This is a genomic window from Pseudoalteromonas xiamenensis, assembly GCF_017638925.1.
Classification (GTDB): Bacteria; Pseudomonadota; Gammaproteobacteria; order Enterobacterales; family Alteromonadaceae; genus Pseudoalteromonas; species Pseudoalteromonas xiamenensis.
Window position 1 is genome coordinate 1,226,765 of record NZ_CP072133.1, and the last position, 26,619, is coordinate 1,253,383.

Genomic DNA, 26,619 nt, shown 5'->3' on the forward strand with positions numbered 1-26,619 from the left:
AATATGAAAAATACTAATAGTCACAGTGAAAAACGGCACCTAATCCGTAGGGAAATTCGAGAAAAACGAAACAACCTTTCAATGGAAGTGCAAAAAACAGCATCAGAACGTTTGATTATTAGTTTTCTTCAACATGTACCCCTCCCCCAAAACGCCCGTATCGGGTGTTATTTGAGCAACGATGGCGAGACTCAACACATCCCTTTTAATTCAAGAACTTTGGAGTAAAAACCACGCTATTTACCTCCCCATAATTCACCCCTTCAACTCAACAAATTTGCTCTTTCAGAAATATGAAAAAACTTCACCCATGAAAGCAAATCGCTATGGTATCTTGGAGCCTAAGTTGAATTGCAGTGAAGTTTGTCCCGTTTCTCAACTCGATATTCTACTTTTACCGCTCGTTGCTTTTGATTCGATGGGTAATCGTATGGGTATGGGTGGTGGTTATTACGACCGCACATTAAGCAGCTACTACCGAGATAAGTGGCCTGTGCCAAAATTAATTGGCCTTGCCCATGATTGTCAGAAAGTAGAAAGGCTGCCCACAGAAGCATGGGATGTTCCTCTTCAGGCAATTCTAACGCCGACAACCTTTTATCATTGGTAAACACACTTTTCGGGTCTCTTTTTGCACTAAAACAAGTATAATTGTGCCAAGTTTGACAACATAAAAGTGTGATTTCTATGACCCAAGATGAAATGAAAAAAGCGGCTGCATGGGCAGCACTCGATTACGTAACGGAAGATAGTATTGTTGGCGTCGGTACAGGTTCAACGGTAAACCACTTTATCGATGCTCTTGGTACGATCAAAGATAAGATCCGCGGTGCAGTATCAAGTTCTGAAGCTTCTACGGCGAAACTAAAAGCGCTCGGCATTGAAGTGTATGAACTGAACGATGTCGATAGCTTGGATGTGTATATCGATGGTGCCGATGAAATCAACGGTCTGAACGAAATGATAAAAGGCGGTGGTGCAGCACTGACACGTGAAAAAATTGTCGCAGCCGTGGCCAAGAAATTTGTTTGTATCGTGGATAACACGAAACATGTCAATACGTTAGGTCGTTTTCCATTACCCGTTGAAGTGATCCCAATGGCTCGCAGCTATGTTGGACGTGAATTAGTTAAATTAGGTGGCGATCCGCTTTATCGTCAAGGTGTCGTCACGGACAACGGGAATGTCATTTTAGACGTTCACAATTTAGAAATTTCTCAGGCCAAAGCGCTTGAAACTCGTATTAACCAGATTGTTGGTGTCGTTACTAACGGTCTATTTGCCGAACGCGGCGCAGATGTGGTGATTACTGGCACGCCAGAGGGACCACAAATTAATTAAGCTTAATAGCAGGATAAGTCATGAGTAAGGTATCGTTAGCAAAAGACAAAATTAAAATCCTTCTGCTTGAAGGGGTGCACCAAAGTGCGGTTGAAACACTCAAACGCAATGGTTACAGCAACATTGATTATGTAAAAACGTCCTTACCTGAAGATGAACTTATCGAACGCATTAAAGACGCGCATTTTGTTGGCATTCGTTCTCGTACACACCTCAATGAACGTGTGTTGGAAGCAGCGGAAAAATTAGTGGCGGTCGGTTGTTTCTGCATTGGTACTAACCAAGTCGACTTAAACGCAGCACGTGTTCGTGGTGTTGCCGTTTTTAATGCGCCTTTCTCAAATACCCGTTCAGTTGCTGAGTTAGTGTTAGGCGAAATTCTACTACTGCTCCGCCGTATTCCTGAGCGCAATGCCATGGCGCACCGTGGACTTTGGCAAAAGACGGCCAATGGTTCATACGAAGCACGAGGAAAAACGCTAGGGATCATTGGTTACGGTCACATAGGTACGCAACTTGGTATCATGGCAGAAAACATCGGTATGAAAGTCGAGTTTTATGACATTGAAGACAAGTTAACGCTAGGTAATGCAACGCAAATTCAAAACATGACGCAGCTTTTACAACGTGCTGACGTAGTAAGCCTACACGTACCAGAAACACCACAAACTAAGAATTTGATTGGTATGGCTGAACTCGAAGTGATGAAACACGGCGCCATTCTGATTAACGCCTCTCGCGGGACGGTGGTAGATATTGATGCGCTCGCTGAAGCTTTGCGTGATAAACGCATTTCAGGTGCAGCAATTGACGTTTTCCCAGTCGAGCCAAAAGGTAATGACGAAGAGTTTGTTTCTCCTCTACGTGAATTTGATAATGTCATCCTGACACCACACATCGGTGGCTCAACTCAAGAAGCACAAGAAAACATTGGTATTGAAGTTGCGGGTAAACTCGCTAAATACTCAGACAATGGTTCGTCATTAAGTGCAGTAAACTTCCCTGAAGTATCACTTCCTGAACTTTCTGGTCGTAGCCGTTTATTGCATATCCACCAAAACCGTCCGGGTGTATTAACGCAAATTAACCAAGCGTTTGCACAACATGGTATCAACATCGCAGCGCAGTACCTACAAACAGATGCTTCAATTGGTTATGTAGTTATTGATGTCGACAGTGACCATTCTGAAGTCGCACTCAAAGAACTCAGCGCTGTCGAAGGCACAATCCGAGCGCGTATTTTGCACTAAACTCTTGAGTCACTATAAATTAACATCAAAAAAGCGAGAGGTATATCTCGCTTTTTTGGTTTTAGACATTTGATTTATCCACCTTCAATCGAACGCATTTAAACGTGATGACGAACGCTAAGTGTTATCGATAAACCGATTCTAGAACAGCGCTTCAAGCGCTTTTGACAGGTGATCCACCGCCACAATCTCCATACCCTCAATTGGCTCTTTCGGTTTATTCGCGGAAGGAACGATTGCTTTTGTGAAACCGTGTTTAGCAGCCTCTCTTAATCGTTCCTGCCCACTTGGAACTGGGCGTATTTCACCACCGAGGCCCACCTCACCAAAGACGACTAATTGTCTATCGAGAGCGGTATTTTTAAAACTCGACACTAATGCCGCAATTAACGCTAAATCCGCAGAAGTTTCAGTGACTTTGACACCACCAACAACATTTACAAACACATCTTGATCAGACACCTGCAAGCCACCATGTCGGTGGAGTACGGCCAACAACATCGCGAGACGATTTTGTTCAAGGCCCACGGTCACCCTTCTTGGGTTGCTTAGCTGAGAGTAATCCACTAACGCTTGCACCTCCACGAGAAGTGGTCGGGTCCCTTCCCAAATAACCATGACAAGCGAACCCGGCGTCTGCTGTTCTCCACGGTTTAAGAAAATCGCTGAAGGGTTGTTCACCTCACGTAGGCCATTGCCCGTCATCGCGAAAACCCCCAACTCATTAACTGCACCAAAGCGGTTTTTATTGCCACGGAGCGTCCTAAAACGACTATCGCTACTCCCTTCGAGTAAAATTGAGCAATCGATACAGTGTTCGAGCACTTTAGGCCCAGCTAACGTACCGTCTTTTGTTACATGACCTACCATAATAATGGCAACCTGATTCTGCTTTGCAAAACGGGTTAAATAGGCTGCACTTTCACGTACTTGAGAAACACTGCCAGGTGCAGACTGGATATCCGTCATATGCATGACTTGGATGGAATCGATAACCATAATGCTCGGTTTTTCGCGAAGCGCTAATTGGCAAATCGTTTCGACGTTAGTTTCAGCTAAAGTTTTCAGTTTATTGGTTGGAAGCCCTAATCGCTTTGCACGCATGGCGACTTGCTGCAATGATTCTTCACCCGTAACATAAAGGGTATTCATGTGCTCAGCGAGCATACACATTGTTTGCAGCAACAGCGTGCTTTTACCCGCGCCAGGTTCCCCCCTATCAATATCGCGCTACCTGGCACGACACCACCACCCAGTACTCGGTCAAACTCTGCAAAGGAAGTAGAAAAACGAGGGAGGCTTTCTAAATTGACTTCATCGAGCGTTTGCACCTTCGCCTCTACCATGCCAGCGTAACCTGCCATGTTCGATCCCGATGCGACTGTTTTTATTGAAGGAACACGGTATTCCGTAACTGTATTCCAAGCTTTACATTCTGAACATTGTCCTTGCCAACGAGCAAATTCCGCTCCACAATCACTACAGACAAATGCGGTTTTCTTTTTTACCATAGACTTACATAAGGCATGTTAATTGCTTAATAAAATCCTACTTAAAGTAGGTGCTTGAATTTGCCAATCTTTTGGCAGATAAAGAAATAATAATAACGAATCGTGCGTGAAGGAGTATAGCAACTTTTTACGCAACGGGTGACAAATACAATGGCTGAAGATAAATTATTGAAATATCAAGATTTAATCAACGAGTTGAAACTTCAGCTCGGCGATCCTAATTTTGATAAAATCTTTCGCCAAATGACATCCCACCTGTCAAAGCCAGACCAGTTTCTTGTCAAAATGGAGATGAACCGCCTTTCACAGCCGGTCGCTCGATTTATCGATTTACGAGGACAAGTTTCAGGTGAAGTAAAGCCCTACGAATATGAGGGCAAGCAACATTTTATGGACGATGTTGCCGTCTCAGTGTTTGAAGAGGAAATCGCTAGGCACGGAAAATACACGCTCGCCGTTTACGAAGCGGTCATGAACACCGAAAACAATTTCAAAGTCATGCAAAAAGCCGCGCAAGAGCGAGAAGCTTCTGGTGAAGTTCTTCCTGAAGAAAACCCAAATAACGTTAAACTTGTCCGCTTTGCCTCGTATGAAAGCCGTGTTGAAGAACGGATGAATTATTCGATTAAAATCTCTGTTAATCTGCCAAAAGGCCGAGAAGTTAGCGCATCAACATCCGATATTTCGTTGAGCGGTGCAAAAATCAAGCTATCCCCCAAGCATACCGTACAACCAAGTGATATGCTCACTATCCGATTGGTAGGTCTAGAGCAAGAATTTGAGCTTGGTCTAAAAAGCGGTATCCAATATGAAGTGGTCGCGGTTGAACCTGTCACGCGAGAATACAATCATATTCGTTTGAAGCGCACGTTTGTCGAAAACAATAAAAGTTTTGATGACTTTTTAAATAGCTTTATTCATGGCAACAAACGTCGATATAAAATCAACCTCGATAACACGATGGATGCCATTATTTGTAAAAGTTACGAACAATATTACATCCCTAGAGTGATGTCATTGTTCGTTTTTTTGAGCAAAAAAGATTCGATACTCTATCCATCGATGGCATTGCACAATGAAAATAGCCTATTCATTCAACGCTATTTCCAAGATGAACGACAAACGTCGTGTTTGTACAATATTTTCAATCAAAAGCGCCTGAAAACTCTTTTAGATCAACACACTTCAGTTAAAGAATTACTGCTCTACACCTTTACGCATACCGTTGGCGGGAAAATTTATTTTTACTCTGCGACTTCTCAGGAGCTTAACCAAAATCCAGAATTGAAAGATCTGTTTTTTGCTTATGGAAGTAACAAAGAGAGTTGGATGGTGTTTAAGCTACAACTGATGCCAAGTACACATGAAGATGCCTTTATTCCTCTTTCTTTACCTGAATCACTTGGCAAAAGTTTAGAAAAGCTCAACAAGCCCCCTACACCAAGAGTTCAAGGACTTATACAGCAGGTTCAATATCTCGCGGTTCTGACTGAGGTGAGTATTCCCGCGGTTCGTGAACACTACAAGAAACTAAGTTATAAACAAGAACTGTTACCCCAACTGAAATTGTTTGGGCATGGAAAGTCAGCCAATCCCCCGCCGCTAGAAGCCGTTGCACTCGAGTACGTGAACCTAAGAGCCTCACAAACGTTATCTCTATAAAACCATGGTGGAAATCAATCAAGATGCTGACACCAAGGTTACAGGATTTACGCGCGACTTCTCTGTGATGGGCATGCAAATTGAAGTTGCAGCGCCGTTAGACGTAAAAAAAGGTCATTTAATTTACTTATCCTTACCGGAGCTACAACGCATCACGACCAAGCACAACCTGCACAATCTCTGCTACGAGGTCATGGCGGTAAGTAAATCGAAAACCATTATTAATTTAAAAGTAAATCAACCAACCGAGTCGAAAAGTCTGGCCGTACAGTTCTTTACTCAGTTAATTGACATGAACAAAAGCAAGTTGCAAGCTTGTGAAGAAACACCGAAGATCCCGGGCTTATCGGGTGCTTTGCGTAACATGGTCACTAAAAGCATTTGCCAATTCCCCATTTATTTTCATAAGCAAGCTGCTCACTATAAAATTGGCGCGGTGGGACTTGGGCTTTATCGCACAGCATTACACCGCATCTTGGGCCAGTTTGAAACAAACAATCCAACGCTTATTACCACAGAACAACTCTTTCCTGATGGTTTCACTGAAACCACACTCAGTGACGCGATCCGGATGCAAACGAGACAAGATAAACCACTTCAGTACTTACTCTTTGTCCGCTTTGATCCAACAAAATTGAAGATTAAAGAAGCCATAAAGAGCCAATGTATTGCAGCCACGGAGCCACTCGACTCTCTCTATCTATTTGCTAAAAAAGCGGTGAAAAAGGAACTATTGTTCGTTTATCGAGTATACATTTCTAAAACGGGTAAACCCGATATTGATTATCTTGCCAACGAATTAAAATACGTCAGCCATTACGCGCTGCATAAAGCGAAAGATTTAGAGGAAACACTCTGGTCTGTTACTGCGGTGGGTGATCTGGTGGATGTTTCGGACAAAGTAATGGATTACTTTGATATTGATACAAGAACACTTGAAGCCATGCGTGCTCGCCGTCAAGCATGGCTTGATAAGTTTTAAGGCGCACTTAGGAAGTAAACCAATTGCAATAGTGAACCATGGCAAATTGCAGCATCGGCTTCGTACACCACTTTTTCTTTACCATGAATGGCGACCCCCAACTGAGCTTCGGCCATCATCATTAAATCGTTTGCACCATCACCAATCGCTACAGTTTGAGTCGATGGGATATCGTATCGCGCGGCCAGTTCACAAAGCGTTTCTTGCTTTGCTTTGGCATCAATAATGCGGCCAATTACTTTACCATTTAACGCAGTTCCATTAAATGCCAGTTCATTAGCAACAATCTCATCCAATTGCAACGGCTTACGTAGTTGTTCAGCAAAGAGCGTAAAACCACCGGACGCAATAGCCAACTTCCAGTCATTTGCTTTTAACACGCTACAAAGCAGCTCAATACCCGGCATGAGCGGTAAATCAAACCGAATTGTATCGAGCAAGGACATTTCGATGCCCTGCAATTTTGCCACACGTTGCACAAGACTATCACTGAACGCCAATTGTCCTGCCATCGCAGCTTGAGTCACGGCCGCCACTTCATCATAGACTCCAGCCAAACGTGCAATTTCATCAATACATTCTATTTTAATCGCGGTTGAATCCATGTCCATCAACAATAAACCAGGGCTTTGCAACGATGGAGCATTTTCGATGATAGCGGCTTCCAAATCATGCTCAGCGAAAATAGCCCTCACTCGAGCTTTAAATGCTTGAGTTAGATTATTCGGGTGAATATTGAGTGAAAGACTTGCTGCAGTCTCAAGAAAATCATGTGGTTTAAACAACGTAACATGCGTAACGGGAATGTTTTCGCCAATTAAACTTGTGACTAATTTGCCCAACAACGTGTCATCTATTGAGTGCCCAAACACCACCAGTCTTTGTTTGCTTTGTGGGGGTGTAGACACTGGCTGAAGGCTTGGTAGTTCTTTCCATTCAATGTGAGCTGCTTGCATTTCTTATTCTCCTGTAACTGCAACGCTGTTTTATCACGTCACTTGCCAAGTGTCAGCAAGGTTTTGCTCAACTTGAAATTTCCACACCTAAGACGTCACAAGTATTGCGAGCAAGCGCAGCAGCAATGTCCATTTTGAGAACTCAGCTCTTAACGAGCAAAAGGATTCAAATACCCGCACTAATTGCTCAGGCTCATTACGCTTTCCTTGATAACCATTAAGTGGCATTGACGGACCATCCGTTTCAAGAACAAACGCATCTAGAGGTAGTTCTGCCACGACGTTTTTGGTTTTTTGCGCGCGCTCGTAGGTGATTGTGCCCCCAATTCCGAGTTTGAAACCAAGATCTCGGTAATAATTCGCTTGCTGAAGTGAGCCGCTAAAGGCATGAATAATCCCACCCTGTTTTGGCTTTGCTTTCTTAAACGATTGCGCAATTAGATGGTGGCTTTGACGATGATGCACAATTAGAGGGAGCTGATGGTGATTAGCGATATGGATTTGACCTTCAAAAAGCCTCGTCTGCCTATCTATATCCCCCACGCTCGAGTCGAGTCCACATTCTCCAACCGCAACAATGCGAGCGTGATTCATTTCAATCAGCTGATCCAACAATTGAAGGTCGGTATCTTGATGCTGTGCTAAAAAGTAAGGATGCAGTCCTAGGGCAAAAAATACGTCACCAACAGGCAATGTGAACGCAAGCAGCTCTTTACTTTGCTGGAGTGTCACTCCCGGAATGACCCACCCTTTGACGCCCTGAGAAAAAGCGCGCTGAACAAGCTCGTCTCTGTCCGGCGCGAATTCGTCGAAATCTAGATGACAATGACTGTCAATTAGGGATTCAGGCGTTCGACTTGCCAATTACCATCATCCTGTTTTACATACATAAAACGGTCATGTAACCGGTGCTCACCACCTTGCCAAAACTCGATTTTATGAGGTACTACACAATAACCACCCCAAAAATCCGGCAATGGTATGTCGCCATTAGCAAACTTACTTTTCATCGCGTGAAAGGTTTCCATCAGCATTTTACGTGATGAAACGGGTCTCGACTGCTGAGATGCCCAAGCAGCAAGCTGGCTCTCTTTAGGGCGAGATAAAAAGTATTTTGCGACTGCGGATGTTGGCAACGCTTTCGCTTCACCGTACACGATCACTTGTCGCTCAATGCCGTGCCAAGGAAAGTGCAAACATACTTTGCTGTTCTGCTGAATTTCCTGTGCTTTACGAGAGCCTGTATTTGTGAAAAAGACGAAACCTTGCTCATCCATGTGCTTCAGCAGCACGATTCGCTGAGACGGCTGCCCATGTTCATCGACTGTCGCGACGACCATAGCGGTTGGGTCGGGGAAACCAGCGTCGACTACTTGCTTGAGCCACACATCGAATTGAGTAAATGGTGACTCGTCTAACATGTCACGGCGCAGGCCACCTTTCGTGTATTCGCGGCGAATATCTTCTAACTTCATGTTTACTCCTTACAAAAAAGCCGCAGATTCTGCGGCTTCTAGCAAACTTACATTTGCTCCATTACTTCGATACCGAGCAAATCAAGTCCCGTAGCAAGGGTCTTGGCAACTAGGTTACACAGTAACAGACGACTTTCTCTGACGCTTTGTGCCACATCCTCTTTTAGAATTGGACATGCTTCATAGAAGCTCATGTACAAACTCGCCAATTCATAGAGGTATCCACACAATACGTGTGGTGTTGCTTCACTGATCATCAGATCTAGGACTTCTTCAAGTTGAAGCAGTTTCAATGCTAATGCTTTTTCTTGTGGCTCATTGATTTCAACATTGCCCGCAAGATTTGCGCTATCAACACCCGCTTTACGGAAAATACTTCTTACGCGAGTATAAGCATATTGTAAGTATGGTGCCGTCGCCCCTTCAAAGCTCAGCATCGTATCCCAGTTAAAGATATAGTCGCTTGTACGGTGTTTCGATAAATCCGCGTACTTAACTGCACCAATACCAACTTTACGCGCAATTTCCGCTCGCGCTTCTTCACTTAAATCCGACTCACGAGCCGCGAGTTTGTCTGTTGCACGGCTGATTGCTTCGTCAAGTAAATCGGCCAGTTTAACCGTACCACCAGTACGAGTTTTGAATGGCTTACCATCGTCGCCCATCATCGTACCAAATGGACAAAACTCGTAGCTTGTTGCATCGCGAAGGAAGCCTGCTTTACGCGCAGTCAGTTCAACTTGACTAAAATGAAGGCTTTGGCGAGCATCAACAAAGATAAGAATGCGATCTGCATTCAATTGGTTTGAGCGATAGTCACAAGCAGCAAGATCCGTGGTCGCGTAAAGGAAACCGCCACCTGATTTTTGTACGATAAACGCAGAAGGCTCACCATCTTTATTCGCAAGTTCTTCTAAGAACACAACTTGTGCGCCTTGGTCTTCAACCGCTAGACCTTTCGCTTTTAGTGTTTCAATAACACCAACTAAGGCATCGTTATATGCACTTTCAGCCTTGATGTCTTCGCGCTTTAACGTCACGTTTAGCTTGGCGTACACTTCTTCAGAATGCTTTACTGATGTATCAATGAACAACTGCCACAACTTTGCACAATGCTCATCACCACCTTGTAGTTTCACTACATAGTCACGCGCTTTGTCTGCAAAACCTTCTTCGTCATCAAAACGCTTTTTCGCGTCACGGTAGAAAGTTTCCAAATCCGCAAGCGCGACTTTTTCCAAATCGATACCTTGGTTAAGCAAGTCTTCAAGGTGCGCGATAAGCATACCGAACTGCGTACCCCAGTCACCCATGTGGTTTTGACGAACAACCGTGTCGCCACGGAATTCTAATGCACGTACCACAGCATCACCGATGATAGTCGAACGCAGATGCCCTACGTGCATTTCTTTAGCAAGATTTGGCGATGAAAAATCAACCACTACTTTCTGCGCATTGCCATGTTCAGAAACACCTAACTTTGCATCTTTCTCAGCATTCATTAGGCTTGATGCCAAGAATTCTGGTTTTAGATGAATGTTAATAAAACCCGGACCCGCAATTTCAACCGTTGCAGCGATATCCGCTACATCTAGGTTATCAATAATCTTTTGCGCAAGTTCGCGAGGATTCATCTTAAGTGCTTTTGCCGCGCCCATCGCGCCATTAATTTGGTAATCACCAAACTGGGCACGAGTACTTTGTGTAACGGCTGGGTTTGAACCTTCAGGCACGCCCGCGGCATTCATAGCTGCGATCGCTTTTTCTACTAATATTTGCTTAATGTTCATGTCTAAATCCTTATCCGCAGCGATTAATGTTCACGAGTCTGATGGAACTCAACGTCAGGGTAGCGTTCCATGGTCAGGTTCAAGTTCACACGACTTGGTGCGATGTACGTCAAATTGTCACCACCATCTAAAGCCAAGTTCAATTCACACTTACGTTTAAATTCTTCAAACTTCTTACCGTCTTTACAGGTTACCCAACGCGCCGTTTGCACTTGTACAGGCTCGTACAATGCATCTACGTTGTACTCTGACTTCAAACGCGCAACAACGACGTCAAACTGCAGCACACCGACTGCTCCAACGATCAAATCGTTGTTAATCAAAGGTCTAAACACCTGTACCGCACCTTCTTCCGAAAGTTGTACCAAACCTTTTAATAATTGCTTTTGCTTAAGTGGATCACGTAAACGAATACGACGGAACAATTCAGGTGCGAAGTTAGGAATACCCGTGAACTTCAACGTTTCACCTTGCGTAAACGTATCGCCAATTTGAATCGTGCCGTGGTTGTGTAAACCAATGATATCACCAGCAAAAGCCTCTTCAGCACGCTCACGATCACCCGCCATGAACGTTACCGCATCTGAAATATTCACCGTTTTACCAATACGCACATGGTTCATTTTCATACCTTGCGTGTATTTACCGGAAACAATACGCATAAACGCTACACGGTCGCGGTGTTTCGGGTCCATATTTGCTTGGATCTTGAAAACGAAACCAGAGAACTTTTCTTCTGTCGCTTCAACGGCACGGTCTTCTGATTTACGTGGTTGTGGTGAAGGAGTCCCAATCGGTCAAGCCATCTAGCATGTGATCAACACCAAAGTTACCAAGTGCGGTACCGAAGAATACTGGCGTTAATTTACCTTCTAAAAACAATTCTTTGTCGAACTCATGCGATGCACCAACGACAAGCTCAAGTTCTTCACGTAGTTGTTCTGCTAAATCACTGCCAACCGCGTTATCCAATTCAGGGTTATCAATCCCTTTGATAATGCGTTTTTCTTGAATTGTATGGCCCTGACCTGTTTGGTACAAAATCGTCTCATCGCGGTGAATGTGGTAAACACCTTTAAACTCTTTACCACAACCAATCGGCCAACTCACTGGCGCACACATGATATTCAACTCGGTTTCTACTTCATCAAGCAGCTCCATTGGATCACGAATATCACGGTCAAGTTTGTTCATGAATGTGACGATTGGCGTATCACGAAGACGTGTAACTTCCATCAATTTACGAGTACGATCTTCAACACCTTTGGCTGCATCGATGACCATCAAACACGAGTCAACCGCAGTCAGCGTACGATACGTGTCTTCAGAGAAGTCTTCGTGTCCAGGCGTATCAAGAAGATTCACCAGCGCTTCATTATAAGGGAACTGCATCACCGACGTTGTTACTGAGATACCACGTTCTTTTTCCATTTCCATCCAGTCAGATTTAGCGTGTTGATTTGAACCACGGCCTTTTACTGTACCGGCTTTTTGTAACGCCTTTCCGAATAATAATACTTTTTCAGTAATCGTTGTTTTACCCGCATCCGGGTGCGAGATAATAGCAAACGTTCGTCTACGCGAAACTTCTTGCTGGAATGGTGAATTTGACATTAATTAATCTTCTTAACTATCGAGGACTCGAATGGCACTGACAAATTACAGTTCCCAGAAAACACCGTTTTCCATCGAGTCAAAAAGTTGAATGTGAATTGCGTTATTTTCGCCGATCTTGGCATATTTCTCAATCAACGGATTCACGGATAAGGATAAAAAACAATATATTTATGCATTTCGTGGTTTGACTTGTCCGTTGCCCGTTATCCGCTTATTATTTAGCAATAATGTTTTTGACATCGGACCGTCATTACCTCCATGAAAACCAGCAAGCTAAGCCTCAGACTTTTATGGTATATCACTCCACTGGTGATCTTGCCTTTGCTGTTTCTTGGTGGTTTTACGCTGTCCAACGTGACGAATTCCACACAGCAGCAAGCGGAGCTGGTCGTCGGTCGGTTTGTTGAACAACAACAACAAAAAATTCTCAACTACATCAACATCTACCAATCCACAACTAAGTTACTTAGTAGTTCACCTGTCTTGAACGACTTTATGGCATTGAGTGGTGCGGAGTCTGATGTGTATACCTCTCGACTGAGCGCACTTTTGGATGTCTTCGCAAGCTACAGTGAAGCCTATCCCGATATTGTTAGTATCGATTTACTCAGCCCTAATGGTGAGAGCATTGCTTATTATTCAAGTGAGCTGAGTGAGTTACCAAGCGAGTACCCATTCTTCCAGCGCCTACAAAACAGCAATGTTCGCCAACAATATTTTATTTCTCCTGCGGGAGAGCAAACGGCTAAATTGTATTTTGTACAGCAGATTTACGGAATTGATTATCAACTAAAACGACCACAACGTCAGGGGTACGTAGTGTTGAAAGTCGATCCCAGTTTAATTTCCACGAGCATTCTTGAAGCGCCATTTGACCACACGTTAAACCTCATTTTTAACCAAGAAGGTCTGATTTTGTTCAGCTCTGACGCCAACCTACGTGGTCTCTACTTGCAAAATGATGAAATGACAAGAGTGCAAAAACAGTCAGAACAAACAAAACTCGCCGCGGCGATGTTCCCAAGCATCGACGAAATGGAACGAATGATCTATTCCATTCAACTGGCCAACGGTTATTACTACATTTCGACCATTCCTAAATCCTTGCTCTACGAATCAGGTCGCATTATTAGTTTAATTACCGCGCTCATTATCATTTTCTCCGTTTTCGCTCTGCCTTTCTTAATTTTTGTCGTTGTCCGTGGTCTGCTCCTCTCGCCCATTGAATTATTAGGTGAGGCTAGCCACAAAGTGGGAGATGGTGATTTAGAAGTCTATTTGCCTGCGCACAATAAAGATGAAATTGGTATTTTATTCACTGACTTTAACCACATGGTAGGGCAAATTCGGGATACTCAAATAGAGCTAAAAGGGTTCAAAGAGCACCTCGAAGAAAAAGTCGAGACCCGCACTCGCGCGCTTGAGGAAATGAACCAGCAGCTTGCCCTTGCCATCACGCAAGCAGAACAAGCAAACCAATTAAAAAGTCGCTTCTTGGCAAACATGAGTCATGAGATCCGCACCCCATTAACCGCCATTATGGGATTTACCGAGCAACTTATTCAAAACCCAAGTTCCGCAAGCAATGAACAATATCTAGGAACAATTCTCAGAAACTCCAAACACTTGCTTGAATTAATCAATAACATTCTCGATTTATCAAAAATTGAAGCCGAAAAATTAGCGGTTGAGAAAACCAAGATGAACGTGGTCGCTTTAGTACGTGATATTGAGGCTATCGTCGCGCCAATGGCGAGTGAGAAATTGCTCACGTTTGAAATATTCTACGACCTACCTATTCCAAAATACTTATACAGTGACGTAACACGTTTAAAACAGATCTTACTGAATATCACGAGTAATGCCGTTAAGTTCACTGAGATTGGTGGTATTACCTTTACGGTTAAATTTAACGAGATTTCCGCGTGTTTTGAGTTCATCGTTCGAGACACAGGGATTGGCATGTCTAGTGCTGAAATCGAACGCGTATTCAAGCCATTCGAGCAAGCAGACAGCACGACTACACGGCGCTTTGGCGGAACAGGCCTTGGCCTGTGTATATCTAAAAACCTCGCACAATTGCTTGGTGGAGACGTATCGGTTTACAGCAAGCAAGGCGCAGGCAGTGAGTTTGTCGTCACCGTTGCAGGCAATTATGAAAACAAACCGTACGAATTACTCGCAAAAATTGAAGAAGAACAAGCACCGCTAGATGTTAACACTGAGCTTAGTGCAATGAAGCTTGATGCGAAGATTCTGCTTGCCGAAGACAATCCAGATAACCAGATGCTAGTGAAGCTTTTACTTGAAGCATGGGGACTGACCCCTGATATCGTAAACAATGGCGCAGAAGCCGTTGAAGCGGCATTAGTGAATGATTACCACTTAATCCTGATGGATATGCAAATGCCTGTCATGGGCGGCCTTGAAGCAACGCAGATGCTGCGCCATGCAGCGTATGATGGTCCAATCGTCGCCTTAACCGCGAATGTAATGAAACAGGATATTGATACCTATCTCGTCGCGGGCTGTGATGCCACGCTCGCCAAACCAATTGACAAACGTTTGCTTGGTGAAGTGTTGGTCGAATATCTGCAATTACAAGAAAACAACGAGAGCCGCTGGGATGCTCTACTTCAAAGCGAGAAATTTAAACAGATCAGCGAGAATTATCGCAGTAAATTGCCCGAACAACTCGAGCTTTTGAATCAGTACTATCTTGAGCATGAGTGGGAGTCTTTACGCGCGCTCGCCCACAGTTTAAAAGGAAGTTCAGGGTGTTTTGGCTTTATGAACATTCATGAAGCTGCGGGCCAACTCGAACAATCGCTTAAAGAACGTAATGCGGAAAGATGGCATTACAACCATTTATTGCTTATTGAAGCGATAAAATACACGTTAAGTATGCCTGCAGAAAAGCTAAATTAGCCGTTATAAATCAACAGTCCAAATATCGCTTATCTGTTCTGCACTGTGTTATGCGCATAGACAGGTCAATACGGGCATTGAAGAAAATTTAATTCCCGACGAACGCATTATATTCCAAACTCACCAAAAAACGACATGCCCATCAGAATGGCATCTTCATTTCCATTCGCGGTCGGGTAATAGTTTTTACGGACCCCCATTTCGATAAATCCCGCTTGTTCATATAGATGAATCGCATTTTTGTTCGACGCACGAACCTCTAAAAACACATTTTCAGCGTCACGCGCAGTACACGTGTCTATAAAGTGAGTAAGGAGTTGTTTCGCAATACCACGACGCTGCCACGTTGGGTGTACACATATATCCATGAGCGTATAGTCTGGCCCCGCTTGTTCTCCGACATAAAACGCAATCAACGTTTCGCCATCGAACACCGCTAAGTTAAAATAGCGACCACCAATACAAGACTTCATGGTATTTCGAGACCATGGGAATGAGTGGCACGCGAGCTCCACGTTCATTAGCGCATCTAAATAGGATTCATCAACCGACTTAAATTCATACATAAGCTTGTACTTGTTTCCAAAGGTGTTTTTTTTGTTCCGAGGTTAACACTTGGGCAGGCAATATGAGCTTATTTTCGCTCACATGAATATCGTCACCAAGCTCCAAATCAAACGTCAATGCTTGACCGAAAACGAGCGTAAAATCGATAAACCATTGAAACTGTCTAAGCTGCTCAAGTGGTTCTACAGAAATGAACGAAACGGTCTGTGCTTGTGTTTCTGTAACATACTTTCCTCTTGGTTGAAGCAATTCAAGACCAAAAAGACTGTGCAGTGTTGAAGACATAAGATTATTCAATCAGAAAATGACTAGGTGCTTACTATAAGGGGAAAAGTCTTGAAAATAAAGGAAGTGGCAGGGGCGGCAGGACTCGAACCCGCAACCATCGGTTTTGGAGACCGCTGTTCTACCAATTGGAACTACGCCCCTGCAATGACGACGCATTATAATGGTGAATAATAAAAGGTAAAGGAAAAAATTCGTTTTTTGATTCAACTGCTTCTTAAATAAACAAACCGGCGCAAAATGCACCGGTTTAGCTCGTTTCAAGAAACGAATGGATTTATTCCCATTCAATCGTCGCAGGTGGTTTACCAGAAATATCGTAAACAACGCGCGAGATACCATCAATTTCATTGATGATGCGGTTTGATACACGACCCAAGAAATCGTATGGAAGATGTGACCAACGTGCCGTCATGAAGTCGATAGTTTCAACGCAACGCAATGACACTACCCAATCGTATTTACGTGCATCACCCATTACACCTACTGATTTAACCGGTAAGAATACGGTGAATGCTTGCGATACTTTGTGGTAAAGATCAGCATTGTGTAATTCTTCAATAAAGATAGCGTCTGCGCGGCGCAGTAAATCGCAGTATTCTTTCTTGATTTCACCAAGTACACGTACACCAAGGCCCGGACCTGGGAATGGGTGACGGTATAGCATGTCGTAAGGAAGACCAAGTTCAAGACCAATCTTACGTACTTCGTCTTTAAACAGTTCGCGAAGTGGCTCAACTAGACCCAACTCCATGTCTTCAGGGAGACCACCTACGTTGTGGTGAGATTTGATTACGTGCGCTTTACCTGTCGCAGAGGCAGCAGACTCAATAACGTCAGGGTAAATAGTCCCTTGTGCTAGCCATTTTGCGTTAACGCGTTTTGACGCTTCTTCATCGAATACTTCGATAAACGTATGGCCGATTGCCTTACGTTTTGCTTCTGGCTCGTCAATTCCTTCAAGCGCGTTTAGGAAGCGCTCTTCTGCATCAACCTTAACAATGTTCAATCCAAACTTGTCGCCGAACATGTCCATGACTTGTTGACCTTCGTTTAAACGAAGTAAGCCATTGTCTACGAATACACACGTTAACTTGTCACCAATCGCGCGGTTGATCAACATCGCAACCACTGACGAATCTACCCCGCCCGACAAGCCAAGGATCACTTCGTCATCACCGACCTTTTCTTTGATGCGAGCAATTGCATCTTCGATAATTTGCGCTGGAGTCCATAGCTTTTCACAGCCACAGATATCAATCGCAAAACGCTCAAGTAAACGTAAACCTTGGTGAGTATGCGTTACTTCTGGGTGGAATTGTACACCATAGAAACGCTTTTCTTCCCAAGACATAGCAGCATGTGGACAGGTATCCGTTTTAGCCGACGTTTGGAATGTTGATGGGATTTCAACCACTTTATCACCGTGGCTCATCCACACATCTAGAACACCAAGACCGTTTTCAACATGATCTTGAATGTCTTTGAACAGCGCGCAATCCGACACTTTTTCAACTTTCGCATAACCAAATTCTTTTTGGTTTGAGCTTTCCACACGACCGCCAAGTTGCATCGCCATTGTTTGCATGCCGTAGCAGATACCAAGCACAGGTACGCCTGCATTAAACACATACTCAGGTGCACGTGGGCTGTTTGTTTCAGTCGTAGATTCTGGACCACCAGAAAGAATGATACCTTGCGGGTTGAACTCGCGGATCTGCTCTTCAGTTACGTCCCATGCCCATAGTTCACAGTACACACCGATTTCACGGATACGGCGGGCGATAAGTTGCGTGTATTGCGAACCGAAATCCAAAATAAGGATTCGGGAATCATGAATGTCTTTGCTCATTGATAGTCTCGTGATTAAAAATCGAAAACTAAGTAAAACAGTGGCTGTTTTACGGAATAATTAATTAGGGCCAGCCGAAGCTAGCCCTATTCACCTTAACCTAGACGGTAGTTTGGTGCTTCTTTCGTGATTTGTACGTCATGAACGTGAGATTCACCCATGCCCGCAGACGTTACTCGCACAAACTGAGGCTTCACATTCAGTTCCGCAATTGTTGCGCAACCAGTTAAACCCATCGCACTACGGATACCGCCCATTTGCTGGTGCACGATTGTTGAAATTGAGTACTTGTAAGCCACACGGCCTTCGATGCCTTCTGGAACCAATTTTTCGGCTTGCTTTGACGTTTGGAAATAGCGGTCAGATGAACCTTCTTTCTGATTCATCGCACCAAGTGATCCCATTCCACGGTATGACTTGTAGTAACGACCTTGGTATAGTTCAACTTCACCTGGCGACTCTTCAGTACCTGCGAACATTGAACCCACCATCACGCACGAAGCGCCAGCAACCAACGCTTTCACGATGTCACCAGAGAAACGAATACCACCATCAGCGATAACTGGAACGTTTAAATCTTTAAGCGCTTCCACCGCATCAGAAATAGCCGTAAGCTGCGGTACACCACAGCCTGTCACGATACGTGTTGTACAGATTGAACCAGGACCGATACCCACTTTGACTGCGTCAGCGCCTGCTTCAGCTAGTGCCTTCGCACCTTCTGCCGTTGCTACGTTACCCGCGACGATTTGGAGATTAGGAAATGCAGCTCGAGTCTCTTTAACACGGTCGATAACGCCTTGAGAATGACCATGTGACGTATCAATAAGTAGTATATCTACACCCGCCTCGACTAACGCAGCAATACGCTCGTCAGTACCAGGACCCACACCTACCGCCGCACCAACGCGTAAACGACCTTGTTCATCTTTACACGCGTTTGGTTTGTCTTGTGCTTTTTGGTAATCCTTAACGGTTATCATGCCTTTAAGCGTAAACGCATCATCAACCAATAAGATTTTTTCGATGCGGTGCTCATGCATAAGACCTAAAATTTCTTCACGAGAGGCGCCTTCTTTCACCGTAACAAGACGTTCTTTCGACGTCATAACGGTTGCTACAGGCTGGTCTAGTTTGGTCTCAAAACGCATGTCACGGCTCGTCACAATCCCTTCTAGCTGGTTATTCGCACCAACTACTGGGAATCCTGAGAAACCTTTCTCATCTGCTAACGCCAGTGTTTCAGCGATAGTTAAAGAAGCAGGCACGGTTACAGGGAAAGAAACAATCCCTGCTTCGTACGTTTTTACTTTACGTACGTTACGCGCTTGTTCTTCGATGGTCATATTTTTGTGGATAAAACCAATACCACCTTCTTGCGCTAAAGCAATCGCTAAACGCGCTTCTGTAACTGTGTCCATAGACGCAGAGACAAGAGGAATGTTTAGGTTGATTTTGCGAGTCAGGCGAGTGGCGAGGTTTGCCGTGTGAGGCAGCACAGTTGAATGAGCAGGTACTAAAAGTACGTCATCAAAGGTTAGAGCTTCTTTTGCAATTCTTAGCATGTTTGCGGCTTCTCTCAAGTAGGATTGAGTAATAGGAATTGCGTGCGAATTTTATCAGCGTAATTGAAATGAGTAAAGCATCATCGACAAAAAAATGCTAAAGTACGACCACTGCGTTGTTCTATATTGGAATTTATTTTTGATGCAATCGGCTATTTCTTCTCCTCTTTACAGTGTTTCGAAATTAAACCGAGAGATCCGAGCGTTGCTCGAACGTGGGTTTACTAACATTCAGCTCACTGGAGAAATATCCAACTTCATCGCTGCGGCATCTGGCCATTGGTACTTTTCACTCAAAGATGACAAAGCCCAAGTCAAAGCGGCAATGTGGCGCGGCAACAACCGCTACGCGCGCTTTCGTCCTGATAATGGCGCACAAGTGCTTGTCACCGCCAGAGTATCCGTATATGAACCTCGCGGTGAATATCAACTCATCGTCGAACACATAGAGCTCCGCTGGTGAAGGTTTACTCAAACAGCAATTTGAGGCTTTGAAAATGCGTCTCGTCGCGGAAGGGCTTTTTTCCGCTTCGCACAAACGTCCAATGCCAACACAAATACACCGCGTTGGAATTGTCACCTCCGCCACAGGTGCCGCGATTAAAGACATACTCACGGTGCTAAAACGCCGAGCGCCACAGCTTGAAGTGGTTATTTATCCCTGTCTTGTGCAAGGCGTCGAAGCTCCTTCACAAATCGCACAGAAAATAGCACTGGCTAATACGCGTAACGAAGTCGATGTGTTGATTGTAGGGCGCGGAGGCGGTTCTCTTGAAGATTTATGGAGTTTCAACGAAGAAGTCGTTGCCCGAGCCATCTTTGCAAGTCAGCTCCCAATCATCAGTGCCGTTGGTCACGAAATTGATACCACGATTTCCGATTACGTGGCCGACCTTCGAGCACCGACACCATCGGCCGCGGCTGAATTAGTATGTCCTGACCAACACCAACTGCTTACGCGCTTGAATTCCCTCACGCAGGCACTCGTTCATGCATGGAAAGTTCACCTTAATCAAAAGCAAGCTCAACTCACCTCGCAGATCCACCAGCTTCAACTACTTCACCCAGAACGGCAATTGCAGCAGCAACAGCAGCGTTTGGATGAGTGTTTGGCGCGTTTGCAGCGTGCCGCTGTTGGTGTAATAGCACGTCATGCTAAACAGCTCGACAACCTAAGTTTTAGGCTTCATAAACAAGCACCGAACTTGAAGCTTATTCAGTTTCAGCACCAGCACAATGCACTCTCTGAACGACTAGAACGTGCAATTGGGCAGCATTTAGATGCGCACAACAAACGCTTGGCCCTGCTAAGCGCGCAATTAAACAGTGTTAGTCCGTTGCAAGTTCTGGCTCGTGGTTACAGCATTACAAAGCAAGATGAAATCGTGATAAAAAATGTGTCGGAGATCGATCAAAGCAAACCCTTGGTCACCGATCTCGTGGATGGACAAATTATCAGTCACATAGCTTCAATTTCAACGAAATCGTAACCCCTAATCACCACGTAAAATATTGCCAAGTACAGGTGCTGTTTAGTTTAATTGAATTAAATGCGTTAAGTCGCCGTACTTTGGCAAAGTAATTCGCTGTGATTATTGTGTTTCTTGTGGTGTCGTTTGCCATTGAGTCGTGGCCAAAATTACCAACTGTTCATCCGTAGAACGGGAAGTCATGGCTTGAAACTTCTTCCACCACGGTGTTTCATGCAACTTGTCACTCAGTTCCCGCCACAGTTTAGAATCAAACTCGTCAGACTCTTTAGGCACGAAATGAATCTCGCACACGCTGGTTTTACACCCTACTTGCTTGACTTCGACACGATCTGAAAAACCAAATTGATAAATAAAATCTTTGACCTGCATTTCCGTTTCATCAGCAAAAACAGGATCTCGATTCTCTTGTATGAAGATGTTACGAAGCTGCTCCGCCATCTCTGGCATTGTTGAGTTGGCGTTGATCTCACTTTGCAAATTCGCCAACTCAGCCAAAAGACGTGCGTTCTCTTTTTCAAGTCGAAACACCGTATCTTTCTCAGTTTCTCGCGCTTCATTCAGTTCAAGTATCGTGGCTTGATTTACCGGCTGAGCAACGATGTTCATGGCAGCCTTTGATTGCGCGCTTCGCTGACGTACTGTCTCGTGGGTTAGGGGTTCTAGAGTCTTTGTTGTTACAGAGGAAACTTGTTCTGAGGTGGATTGACCGAACAGTGTGTCACTAATCAATCCACGAGTAGAAAATCCGATAAGAATGCCAGCAAAGAGCAGCGCAATGTCTTTTATCTTCATCACATTCAATAAAAGGTGAACAATCTACTCAAAGTAGCGGGTTTACTTTATCGATGCAACAGCCAATGCTGCTTCATCATCGTTTTGCTCTTCTAAGAAGTTTTGGTCCATGCTTTCTGCCGGACAAACACACGCTTTACCAACGACTTTTGCAGGGATCCCCACAACCGTGGTGTGCTCAGGAACTGCTTTCAAGACAACCGAGCCAGCACCGACGCGCGCGCCTTCACCTACAATGATGTTACCCAACACTTTCGCACCAGCACCAATAAGCACACCATCTCGGATTTTTGGATGACGGTCGCCTTGCTCGTTACCAGTACCACCTAACGTAACCCCCTGAAGGATAGACACGTTGTTACCAATTACCGCAGTTTCACCAATGACTATACCAGTCGCATGGTCAAACATAATACCATGACCGACTTTACAAGCAGGATGGATGTCAACACCAAATACTTCGGAGGTACGACTTTGGACAAAGCGAGCGAGTTCTTTTCGGTTTTGTCGCCATAAACAGTGAGCCAATCGATGAGCTTGGATTGCATGAAAGCCTTTCAAATTTAATAACACGTTGAGATAACTATCGGCAGCAGGGTCACGATCTTTAACCGCTTTTATGTCATGTGCAACGTGCGTCAGCATGCGGTCACAATCTACGAAGGCTTGGTCGAATAATTCTCTGATTGTAAATGCTGATACAACGGCATCTGAAAGCTTATGCGCAACAATAAAACTGAGCGCAGAACCCAAACACTCATGATTCAGCACACTAGAATAAACGTGACTCGCAAGCAGCGGCTCTCGTGTTACTAAATCCGTTGCTTCTTCTCTTAGTTTTTGCCAAATCTCGTGACGCATGGTCCACCTCTTCAAAATACCCGTCGCATCAATATTGGGATAGTCTACCTAAATTCCAATCTGATGTGGCGATACACAATTGCACTTATCGTTATATATAATAACTTTTTAGCACAAACACGAACAAAAAAACCGCATTTCACGTCAATTGCAAAATGCGGCTTAATTTAATACCAATTTACCGTAGGTAAAACGTTACTTAAAGACATCCTCAACGTTCATCACTTCGATGTTTTTAGCCGGAATACCTAGAGGGTATTTCGCAATTTCAGTGTCTTCTGTCACTAACTCTGCTGGCTTTTCCGTATTGTAAGTCATTGGCGAAGTTTGTTCTTTGGCAAGACGAGCTTGCATGTCTTTCGCATCACCCGTAATGAACACATAGTGCATGTTTTCAGTTTGTAAGTTTTCACGGATCACGCGGTTTACGTCTTCAACGGTAAGACTCGCTAATTGCTTACGAACATATTCAACAAAACTCTCTGTGTTGTAAAACTCACTATCAAGTGCGTAGCCCAGTTGACGGTCTTGACTCGCTACAAGTTGCGGGACGAAATTTGTCAGGAAGTTACGTGTGGCCTCAAAGTCTGATGAAGACATACCGTCTTTAATCAATTTGTCCAACTCAAACAAAGCAACGCGAGACGCAAACTGCGCATCGTTGTTTGAACGCAGTGGACGCAACCACACTTGGAAAATTTGCTCCGAGCGACCTAAGTTTGCATCTGGTTTAGTTTGGAACATACCACGTGGGAAGTACTCGATATACGCGTAGTCACCGTAGTTCATGCCTCGAACTTGGCGAATTCGTTGATACAAGAAGCTATTTGAACTGCGGTGTTCACCAAAGTATGAACGGACAAGCCAGAGCGCCGTCCAATCTTTACTTGAACGCACAGTATCAATTGGAAAACCAAATGAAACCGCTGTAGATTGAGCACTTTTCTCTACGATTGTCGCGTGTTTGCCCTTTAATACCGGGGCATCCGGCACACTTAAGCGAGCTTCATTGCCTTGCGGTAAGCGCGCTAAGTCGGTAAGCATTTTTGCTTTTACATCGCTATTCAATGCGCCCGTGATCCCAAGGTTTAGTTTCGCTTGGGTAAGCTCTGCACGATAGAAAGCCTTAACGTCATCTAACGTTAATGCTTCTAAATCGGAAAGATCGCCTAAGTTGTATGAAGCGTAAGGGTGACCTTGATAAAGTGCGCTATAGAGTACTTCTTTACCTAGTTCTTCATCGTTTGACGCTTTCAAACCTGATTTGATGTTATCAATCAGTTCCTTCTTCAAACGGTTGAAATCATCTTCTCTGAAGCCTGGATTAAGCAGTTGCTCAGAGACCAGAGCGTACCATTTGTCCGCGTTATCTTTGTGCACACGTCCACGGAATGAGAGCATTTCTTTATCTATTTGATATGAAAAACTACCCGCGATCGGATACAACGCCTTCTGAATTTCTTTGAATGATTTCGTTTGGCTTCCGCCTTTGGCAATCATTGCTGCCGTCAGAGCCGCGACCCCTTTTTTACCTTTAGGGTCAGCTGCCGCGCCGGTGTAGAAAAGGAAGTTAACATCCACCAAAGGTGATGCATTGCTCTTGTCTAGTACCTTGAAATGTCGCTCAGTCGGCTTACTCGCCTGAGCAACTAAGTTTTCAAGTGACACTTCTTTATCAAAACCGGCTACCTTATCAAGTGCGGACATCGTCACGGTAGTGCGGCTCGAATCAACAAAATACTCGTTTGCAATACGACGAATATCTTCCGCCGTTACCGCATCAGAGCTTGCGTACAGTTCATTAATCACTTCTGGATTACGTTCAAAATGCATGTAGCTGGCAAGTACATCAGCAATCGCCTGAGAAGAATCGAGACCATTGATAAAGCTGTATTTCAAATTTGATTTAAGCGCAGCTAGTTTTTCTTCTGAGACAAGTTCTGTACGAGCTTTAGCGTAGGTGCGATTGATTGCATCACGTGCAACCGCTAAGTCACTTTCTTTATCTACTTTGACAAAAACGTGCAATAACCCCGTGTCTTTAGTCTCAGGATTGTAAGTAAACATTTGACTTGCGATTTGCTTTTCAACAACCAGCTCTTGGTACAACTCAGAATTTTCTGAAAAATACAGCTGAGAAATTAAATCCAACGCAGAGCGATCTTTCTTCGTTGGGATCCAAGGCGTACCTTTATAAGAGACCAACAACCAATGTCCTGGAAGTCCATCATATTTCTCATGAACATAACGCGGCGCAGCTTGTTTTGGCTCTTTAGGAATATCGACTGAGTAATTCCCTTTTTTCCACGCACCCCAATGTTTTTTCACCATTGCGATCGTTTCTTTCGGGTCAACATCACCCACGATAACTAGCGATACGTTTTCAGGCTTGTAGAAATGCTTGAAGAATTCTTGGCCGTAAGCCATTTGATCCGGCATTGCCTCAATGTCTTCAAAAAAGCCCATTGTCGTGTGTTTATAGGTATGTTTGTCGAAAGCTTCTTTTCTAACAGCACTTAACAGCTTACGGACAGGACTTGCATTATTTTTTAGGTATTCACCTTTTACCGTTAACGCTTCTGTTCTGAACTGTTCTTCAGAGTACGTTAAATCTTGGAAGATATCCGCTTGGATCTCGAGCACTTTATCCAAATGTTCTTTAGAAAAGTTAAGGTGGTAATTGGTGTAATCATTCGTTGTATAGGCACGATTATCGACGCCAGAATTCTTTAAGATATCTGAATAGACATCTTGTGGAAACTTCTTCGACCCTTTAAACATCATATGTTCAAAGAAATGCGCAAAACCTGTTTTACCCGCTTCGACTTCATTTCTAGAACCGACGGAAACGGGAATTTGTAGCGAGACTACGTCTGGATAGTCTGTTTTAACGACCATCACCCGAAGGCCATTATCTAACTCTTCCAACACATAGTCTTGTGAGAATACTTTATTGTTTGAGGCTACAGCTGCCGTTTGGCTTGCTTCATTATTCTTTGTTGTCGCACATCCGCTTAGCGCGAGTGCAACCGCCATACTTGTTGCTAATAATTTGAAATTCATAGAACTCAACTTTGTTATCATTGTCCCTTCATAGCACCCAATTTCCGCAAAACGTTCAAACAATTTGCGATGAATTGAATACCATGCTCCTCGTTCTTCAACCTCACATTATGCCCCAAAATAGGAAACTTACCGAAAAAGCTGCGCTAAATTATGTAAACAATTGTTTTGCTGCAAACCTCAATTCTCTCGTTCACCTCCGCTTTGATTCGTAAAGGAAAACAATTCAAAAAAACCTCACTGTCACAGTGGTAATAAATTCTTTTAATTACAGATAGATAAGAATATGAACACATTGAAAAGTAAATTTATTATTTATTTTTGTTAATTTTTAATGAATAAAATATTGACTAAATTATTCTCCAATGGCACGTTAGTTCAAGAAGTAATCACTTCGTTAACCTATAAAAGGAAATTCACTATGTTGAAAATCAATAAGAAGAAAATGAAAGAATTGTCTAACTCCGTTAAGGCAATGCCAATCGAACAAACCCCTGCAGTGGCAGGTGGCTGGGCACCTACACAAGATGGCACAGGTAACATGACGTGCGTTGTTGAAACGTGTAAGAAAAAATAATTTTATTGTCGATTCTCCAAGTAGATAGCAACCTCTGAAAAATAAAAAGGAA

At 44.0% G+C, this 26,619-nt stretch carries 15 protein-coding genes, 1 tRNA gene and 5 pseudogenes; 7 read left to right on the forward strand and 14 right to left on the reverse strand.

Annotated features, from left to right (window positions below):
* Positions 1–3: 3 nt before the first annotated feature.
* The 3 genes and pseudogenes from J5O05_RS06010 to serA all read left to right on the forward strand — a co-directional run bounded on the left by J5O05_RS06010 (position 4) and on the right by serA (position 2,591).
* Positions 4–610, forward strand: a pseudogene (locus tag J5O05_RS06010) (5-formyltetrahydrofolate cyclo-ligase).
* A 77-nt stretch (positions 611–687) separates the two neighbouring features.
* The gene (gene rpiA, locus J5O05_RS06015) at positions 688–1,341 is read left to right on the forward strand and encodes a ribose-5-phosphate isomerase RpiA (protein WP_208844019.1); all 654 of its coding nucleotides are present in this window, start codon (positions 688–690) and stop codon (positions 1,339–1,341) included.
* 20 nt (positions 1,342–1,361) lie between these two features.
* Positions 1,362–2,591 (forward strand): phosphoglycerate dehydrogenase, encoded by a 1,230-nt coding sequence (gene serA / locus J5O05_RS06020; protein ID WP_208844020.1) that lies wholly within the window; start codon positions 1,362–1,364, stop codon positions 2,589–2,591.
* A gap of 141 nt (positions 2,592–2,732) precedes the next feature.
* Here serA and radA read toward each other — a convergent pair.
* Positions 2,733–4,102 (reverse strand): annotated as a pseudogene (gene radA, locus J5O05_RS06025) (DNA repair protein RadA).
* Positions 4,103–4,252: 150 nt separating this feature from the next.
* On the opposite strand from radA, the pseudogene J5O05_RS06030 reads away from it, so the two are divergent.
* A pseudogene (locus J5O05_RS06030) lies at positions 4,253–6,746 on the forward strand (PilZ domain-containing protein).
* Here J5O05_RS06030 and serB read toward each other — a convergent pair.
* From serB to prfC, 5 genes and pseudogenes are all read right to left on the reverse strand, one after another.
* On the reverse strand, positions 6,743–7,702 hold the full coding sequence (serB, locus tag J5O05_RS06035) for a phosphoserine phosphatase SerB (RefSeq protein WP_208844021.1): 960 nt from the start codon (positions 7,700–7,702) through the stop codon (positions 6,743–6,745). The pseudogene J5O05_RS06030 and the gene serB sit on opposite strands and share 4 nt — an antisense overlap.
* 87 nt (positions 7,703–7,789) lie before the next feature.
* Positions 7,790–8,566: a TatD family hydrolase gene (locus J5O05_RS06040; RefSeq protein ID WP_244369870.1), complete on the reverse strand. Its 777-nt coding sequence runs from the start codon at positions 8,564–8,566 to the stop codon at positions 7,790–7,792.
* A complete protein-coding gene (gene pdxH, locus J5O05_RS06045) occupies positions 8,539–9,177 on the reverse strand; it encodes a pyridoxamine 5'-phosphate oxidase (RefSeq protein ID WP_208844022.1) in 639 nt (212 codons plus the stop codon). The genes J5O05_RS06040 and pdxH overlap by 28 nt, the downstream gene beginning before the upstream one ends.
* A gap of 47 nt (positions 9,178–9,224) precedes the next feature.
* Positions 9,225–10,967: an arginine--tRNA ligase gene (gene argS / locus J5O05_RS06050; RefSeq protein ID WP_208844023.1), complete on the reverse strand. Its 1,743-nt coding sequence runs from the start codon at positions 10,965–10,967 to the stop codon at positions 9,225–9,227.
* Between the two features lie 23 nt (positions 10,968–10,990).
* Positions 10,991–12,581 (reverse strand): annotated as a pseudogene (gene prfC, locus J5O05_RS06055) (peptide chain release factor 3).
* Between the two features lie 261 nt (positions 12,582–12,842).
* Between prfC and J5O05_RS06060 the strand changes: the two are divergent.
* Complete coding sequence (locus J5O05_RS06060; protein ID WP_208844024.1) at positions 12,843–15,512, forward strand: hybrid sensor histidine kinase/response regulator; 2,670 nt, start codon at positions 12,843–12,845, stop codon at positions 15,510–15,512.
* Between the two features lie 107 nt (positions 15,513–15,619).
* On the opposite strand, the gene rimI is transcribed toward J5O05_RS06060, so the two are convergent.
* The 5 genes from rimI to guaB all read right to left on the reverse strand — a co-directional run bounded on the left by rimI (position 15,620) and on the right by guaB (position 19,781).
* Positions 15,620–16,078 carry a ribosomal protein S18-alanine N-acetyltransferase gene (gene rimI / locus J5O05_RS06065; protein WP_208844025.1) on the reverse strand — a complete coding sequence of 153 codons (459 nt, stop codon included), beginning with the start codon at positions 16,076–16,078 and terminating at the stop codon, positions 15,620–15,622.
* Positions 16,071–16,364, reverse strand: a complete 294-nt coding sequence (locus J5O05_RS06070) for a hypothetical protein (RefSeq protein WP_208844026.1) — start codon at positions 16,362–16,364, stop codon at positions 16,071–16,073. Before J5O05_RS06070 ends, rimI begins: the two co-directional genes overlap by 8 nt.
* A 67-nt stretch (positions 16,365–16,431) precedes the next feature.
* Positions 16,432–16,508 (reverse strand) — tRNA-Trp (locus J5O05_RS06075).
* 133 nt (positions 16,509–16,641) lie between these two features.
* Positions 16,642–18,216, reverse strand: a complete 1,575-nt coding sequence (gene guaA, locus J5O05_RS06080; RefSeq protein ID WP_208844027.1) for a glutamine-hydrolyzing GMP synthase — start codon at positions 18,214–18,216, stop codon at positions 16,642–16,644.
* A gap of 95 nt (positions 18,217–18,311) precedes the next feature.
* On the reverse strand, positions 18,312–19,781 hold the full coding sequence (gene guaB, locus J5O05_RS06085; protein WP_208844028.1) for an IMP dehydrogenase: 1,470 nt from the start codon (positions 19,779–19,781) through the stop codon (positions 18,312–18,314).
* Positions 19,782–19,923: 142 nt separating this feature from the next.
* Between guaB and xseA the strand changes: the two are divergent.
* Positions 19,924–21,271, forward strand: a pseudogene (xseA, locus tag J5O05_RS06090) (exodeoxyribonuclease VII large subunit).
* Positions 21,272–21,373: 102 nt separating this feature from the next.
* Here the strand turns inward: xseA and J5O05_RS06095 are convergent.
* The 3 genes from J5O05_RS06095 to J5O05_RS06105 all read right to left on the reverse strand — a co-directional run bounded on the left by J5O05_RS06095 (position 21,374) and on the right by J5O05_RS06105 (position 25,990).
* Entirely contained in the window at positions 21,374–22,066 is a 693-nt protein-coding gene (locus tag J5O05_RS06095) for a hypothetical protein (RefSeq protein WP_208844029.1), read from the reverse strand.
* A gap of 42 nt (positions 22,067–22,108) precedes the next feature.
* Positions 22,109–22,927 carry a serine O-acetyltransferase gene (cysE, locus tag J5O05_RS06100; RefSeq protein WP_208844030.1) on the reverse strand — a complete coding sequence of 273 codons (819 nt, stop codon included), beginning with the start codon at positions 22,925–22,927 and terminating at the stop codon, positions 22,109–22,111.
* A 195-nt stretch (positions 22,928–23,122) separates the two neighbouring features.
* The gene (locus tag J5O05_RS06105; protein WP_208844031.1) at positions 23,123–25,990 is read right to left on the reverse strand and encodes a M16 family metallopeptidase; all 2,868 of its coding nucleotides are present in this window, start codon (positions 25,988–25,990) and stop codon (positions 23,123–23,125) included.
* 421 nt (positions 25,991–26,411) lie between these two features.
* On the opposite strand from J5O05_RS06105, the gene J5O05_RS06110 reads away from it, so the two are divergent.
* Positions 26,412–26,567 (forward strand): hypothetical protein, encoded by a 156-nt coding sequence (locus J5O05_RS06110; protein WP_208844032.1) that lies wholly within the window; start codon positions 26,412–26,414, stop codon positions 26,565–26,567.
* Positions 26,568–26,619 lie beyond the last annotated feature (52 nt).

Excerpts from the sequence above, each read along its gene's own strand:
- J5O05_RS06095 (WP_208844029.1), bottom strand. The coding sequence starts at position 22,066 with ATGAAGATAAAAGACATTGCGCTGCTCTTTGCTGGCATTCTTATCGGA.
- J5O05_RS06070 (WP_208844026.1), bottom strand. The coding sequence starts at position 16,364 with ATGTCTTCAACACTGCACAGTCTTTTTGGTCTTGAATTGCTTCAACCA.
- rpiA (WP_208844019.1), top strand. The coding sequence starts at position 688 with ATGACCCAAGATGAAATGAAAAAAGCGGCTGCATGGGCAGCACTCGAT.
- pdxH (WP_208844022.1), bottom strand. The coding sequence starts at position 9,177 with ATGAAGTTAGAAGATATTCGCCGCGAATACACGAAAGGTGGCCTGCGC.
- argS (WP_208844023.1), bottom strand. The coding sequence starts at position 10,967 with ATGAACATTAAGCAAATATTAGTAGAAAAAGCGATCGCAGCTATGAAT.
- rimI (WP_208844025.1), bottom strand. The coding sequence starts at position 16,078 with ATGTATGAATTTAAGTCGGTTGATGAATCCTATTTAGATGCGCTAATG.
- J5O05_RS06105 (WP_208844031.1), bottom strand. The coding sequence starts at position 25,990 with ATGAATTTCAAATTATTAGCAACAAGTATGGCGGTTGCACTCGCGCTA.
- serA (WP_208844020.1), top strand. The coding sequence starts at position 1,362 with ATGAGTAAGGTATCGTTAGCAAAAGACAAAATTAAAATCCTTCTGCTT.
- J5O05_RS06060 (WP_208844024.1), top strand. The coding sequence starts at position 12,843 with ATGAAAACCAGCAAGCTAAGCCTCAGACTTTTATGGTATATCACTCCA.
- guaA (WP_208844027.1), bottom strand. The coding sequence starts at position 18,216 with ATGAGCAAAGACATTCATGATTCCCGAATCCTTATTTTGGATTTCGGT.
- guaB (WP_208844028.1), bottom strand. The coding sequence starts at position 19,781 with ATGCTAAGAATTGCAAAAGAAGCTCTAACCTTTGATGACGTACTTTTA.
- J5O05_RS06110 (WP_208844032.1), top strand. The coding sequence starts at position 26,412 with ATGTTGAAAATCAATAAGAAGAAAATGAAAGAATTGTCTAACTCCGTT.
- serB (WP_208844021.1), bottom strand. The coding sequence starts at position 7,702 with ATGCAAGCAGCTCACATTGAATGGAAAGAACTACCAAGCCTTCAGCCA.
- cysE (WP_208844030.1), bottom strand. The coding sequence starts at position 22,927 with ATGCGTCACGAGATTTGGCAAAAACTAAGAGAAGAAGCAACGGATTTA.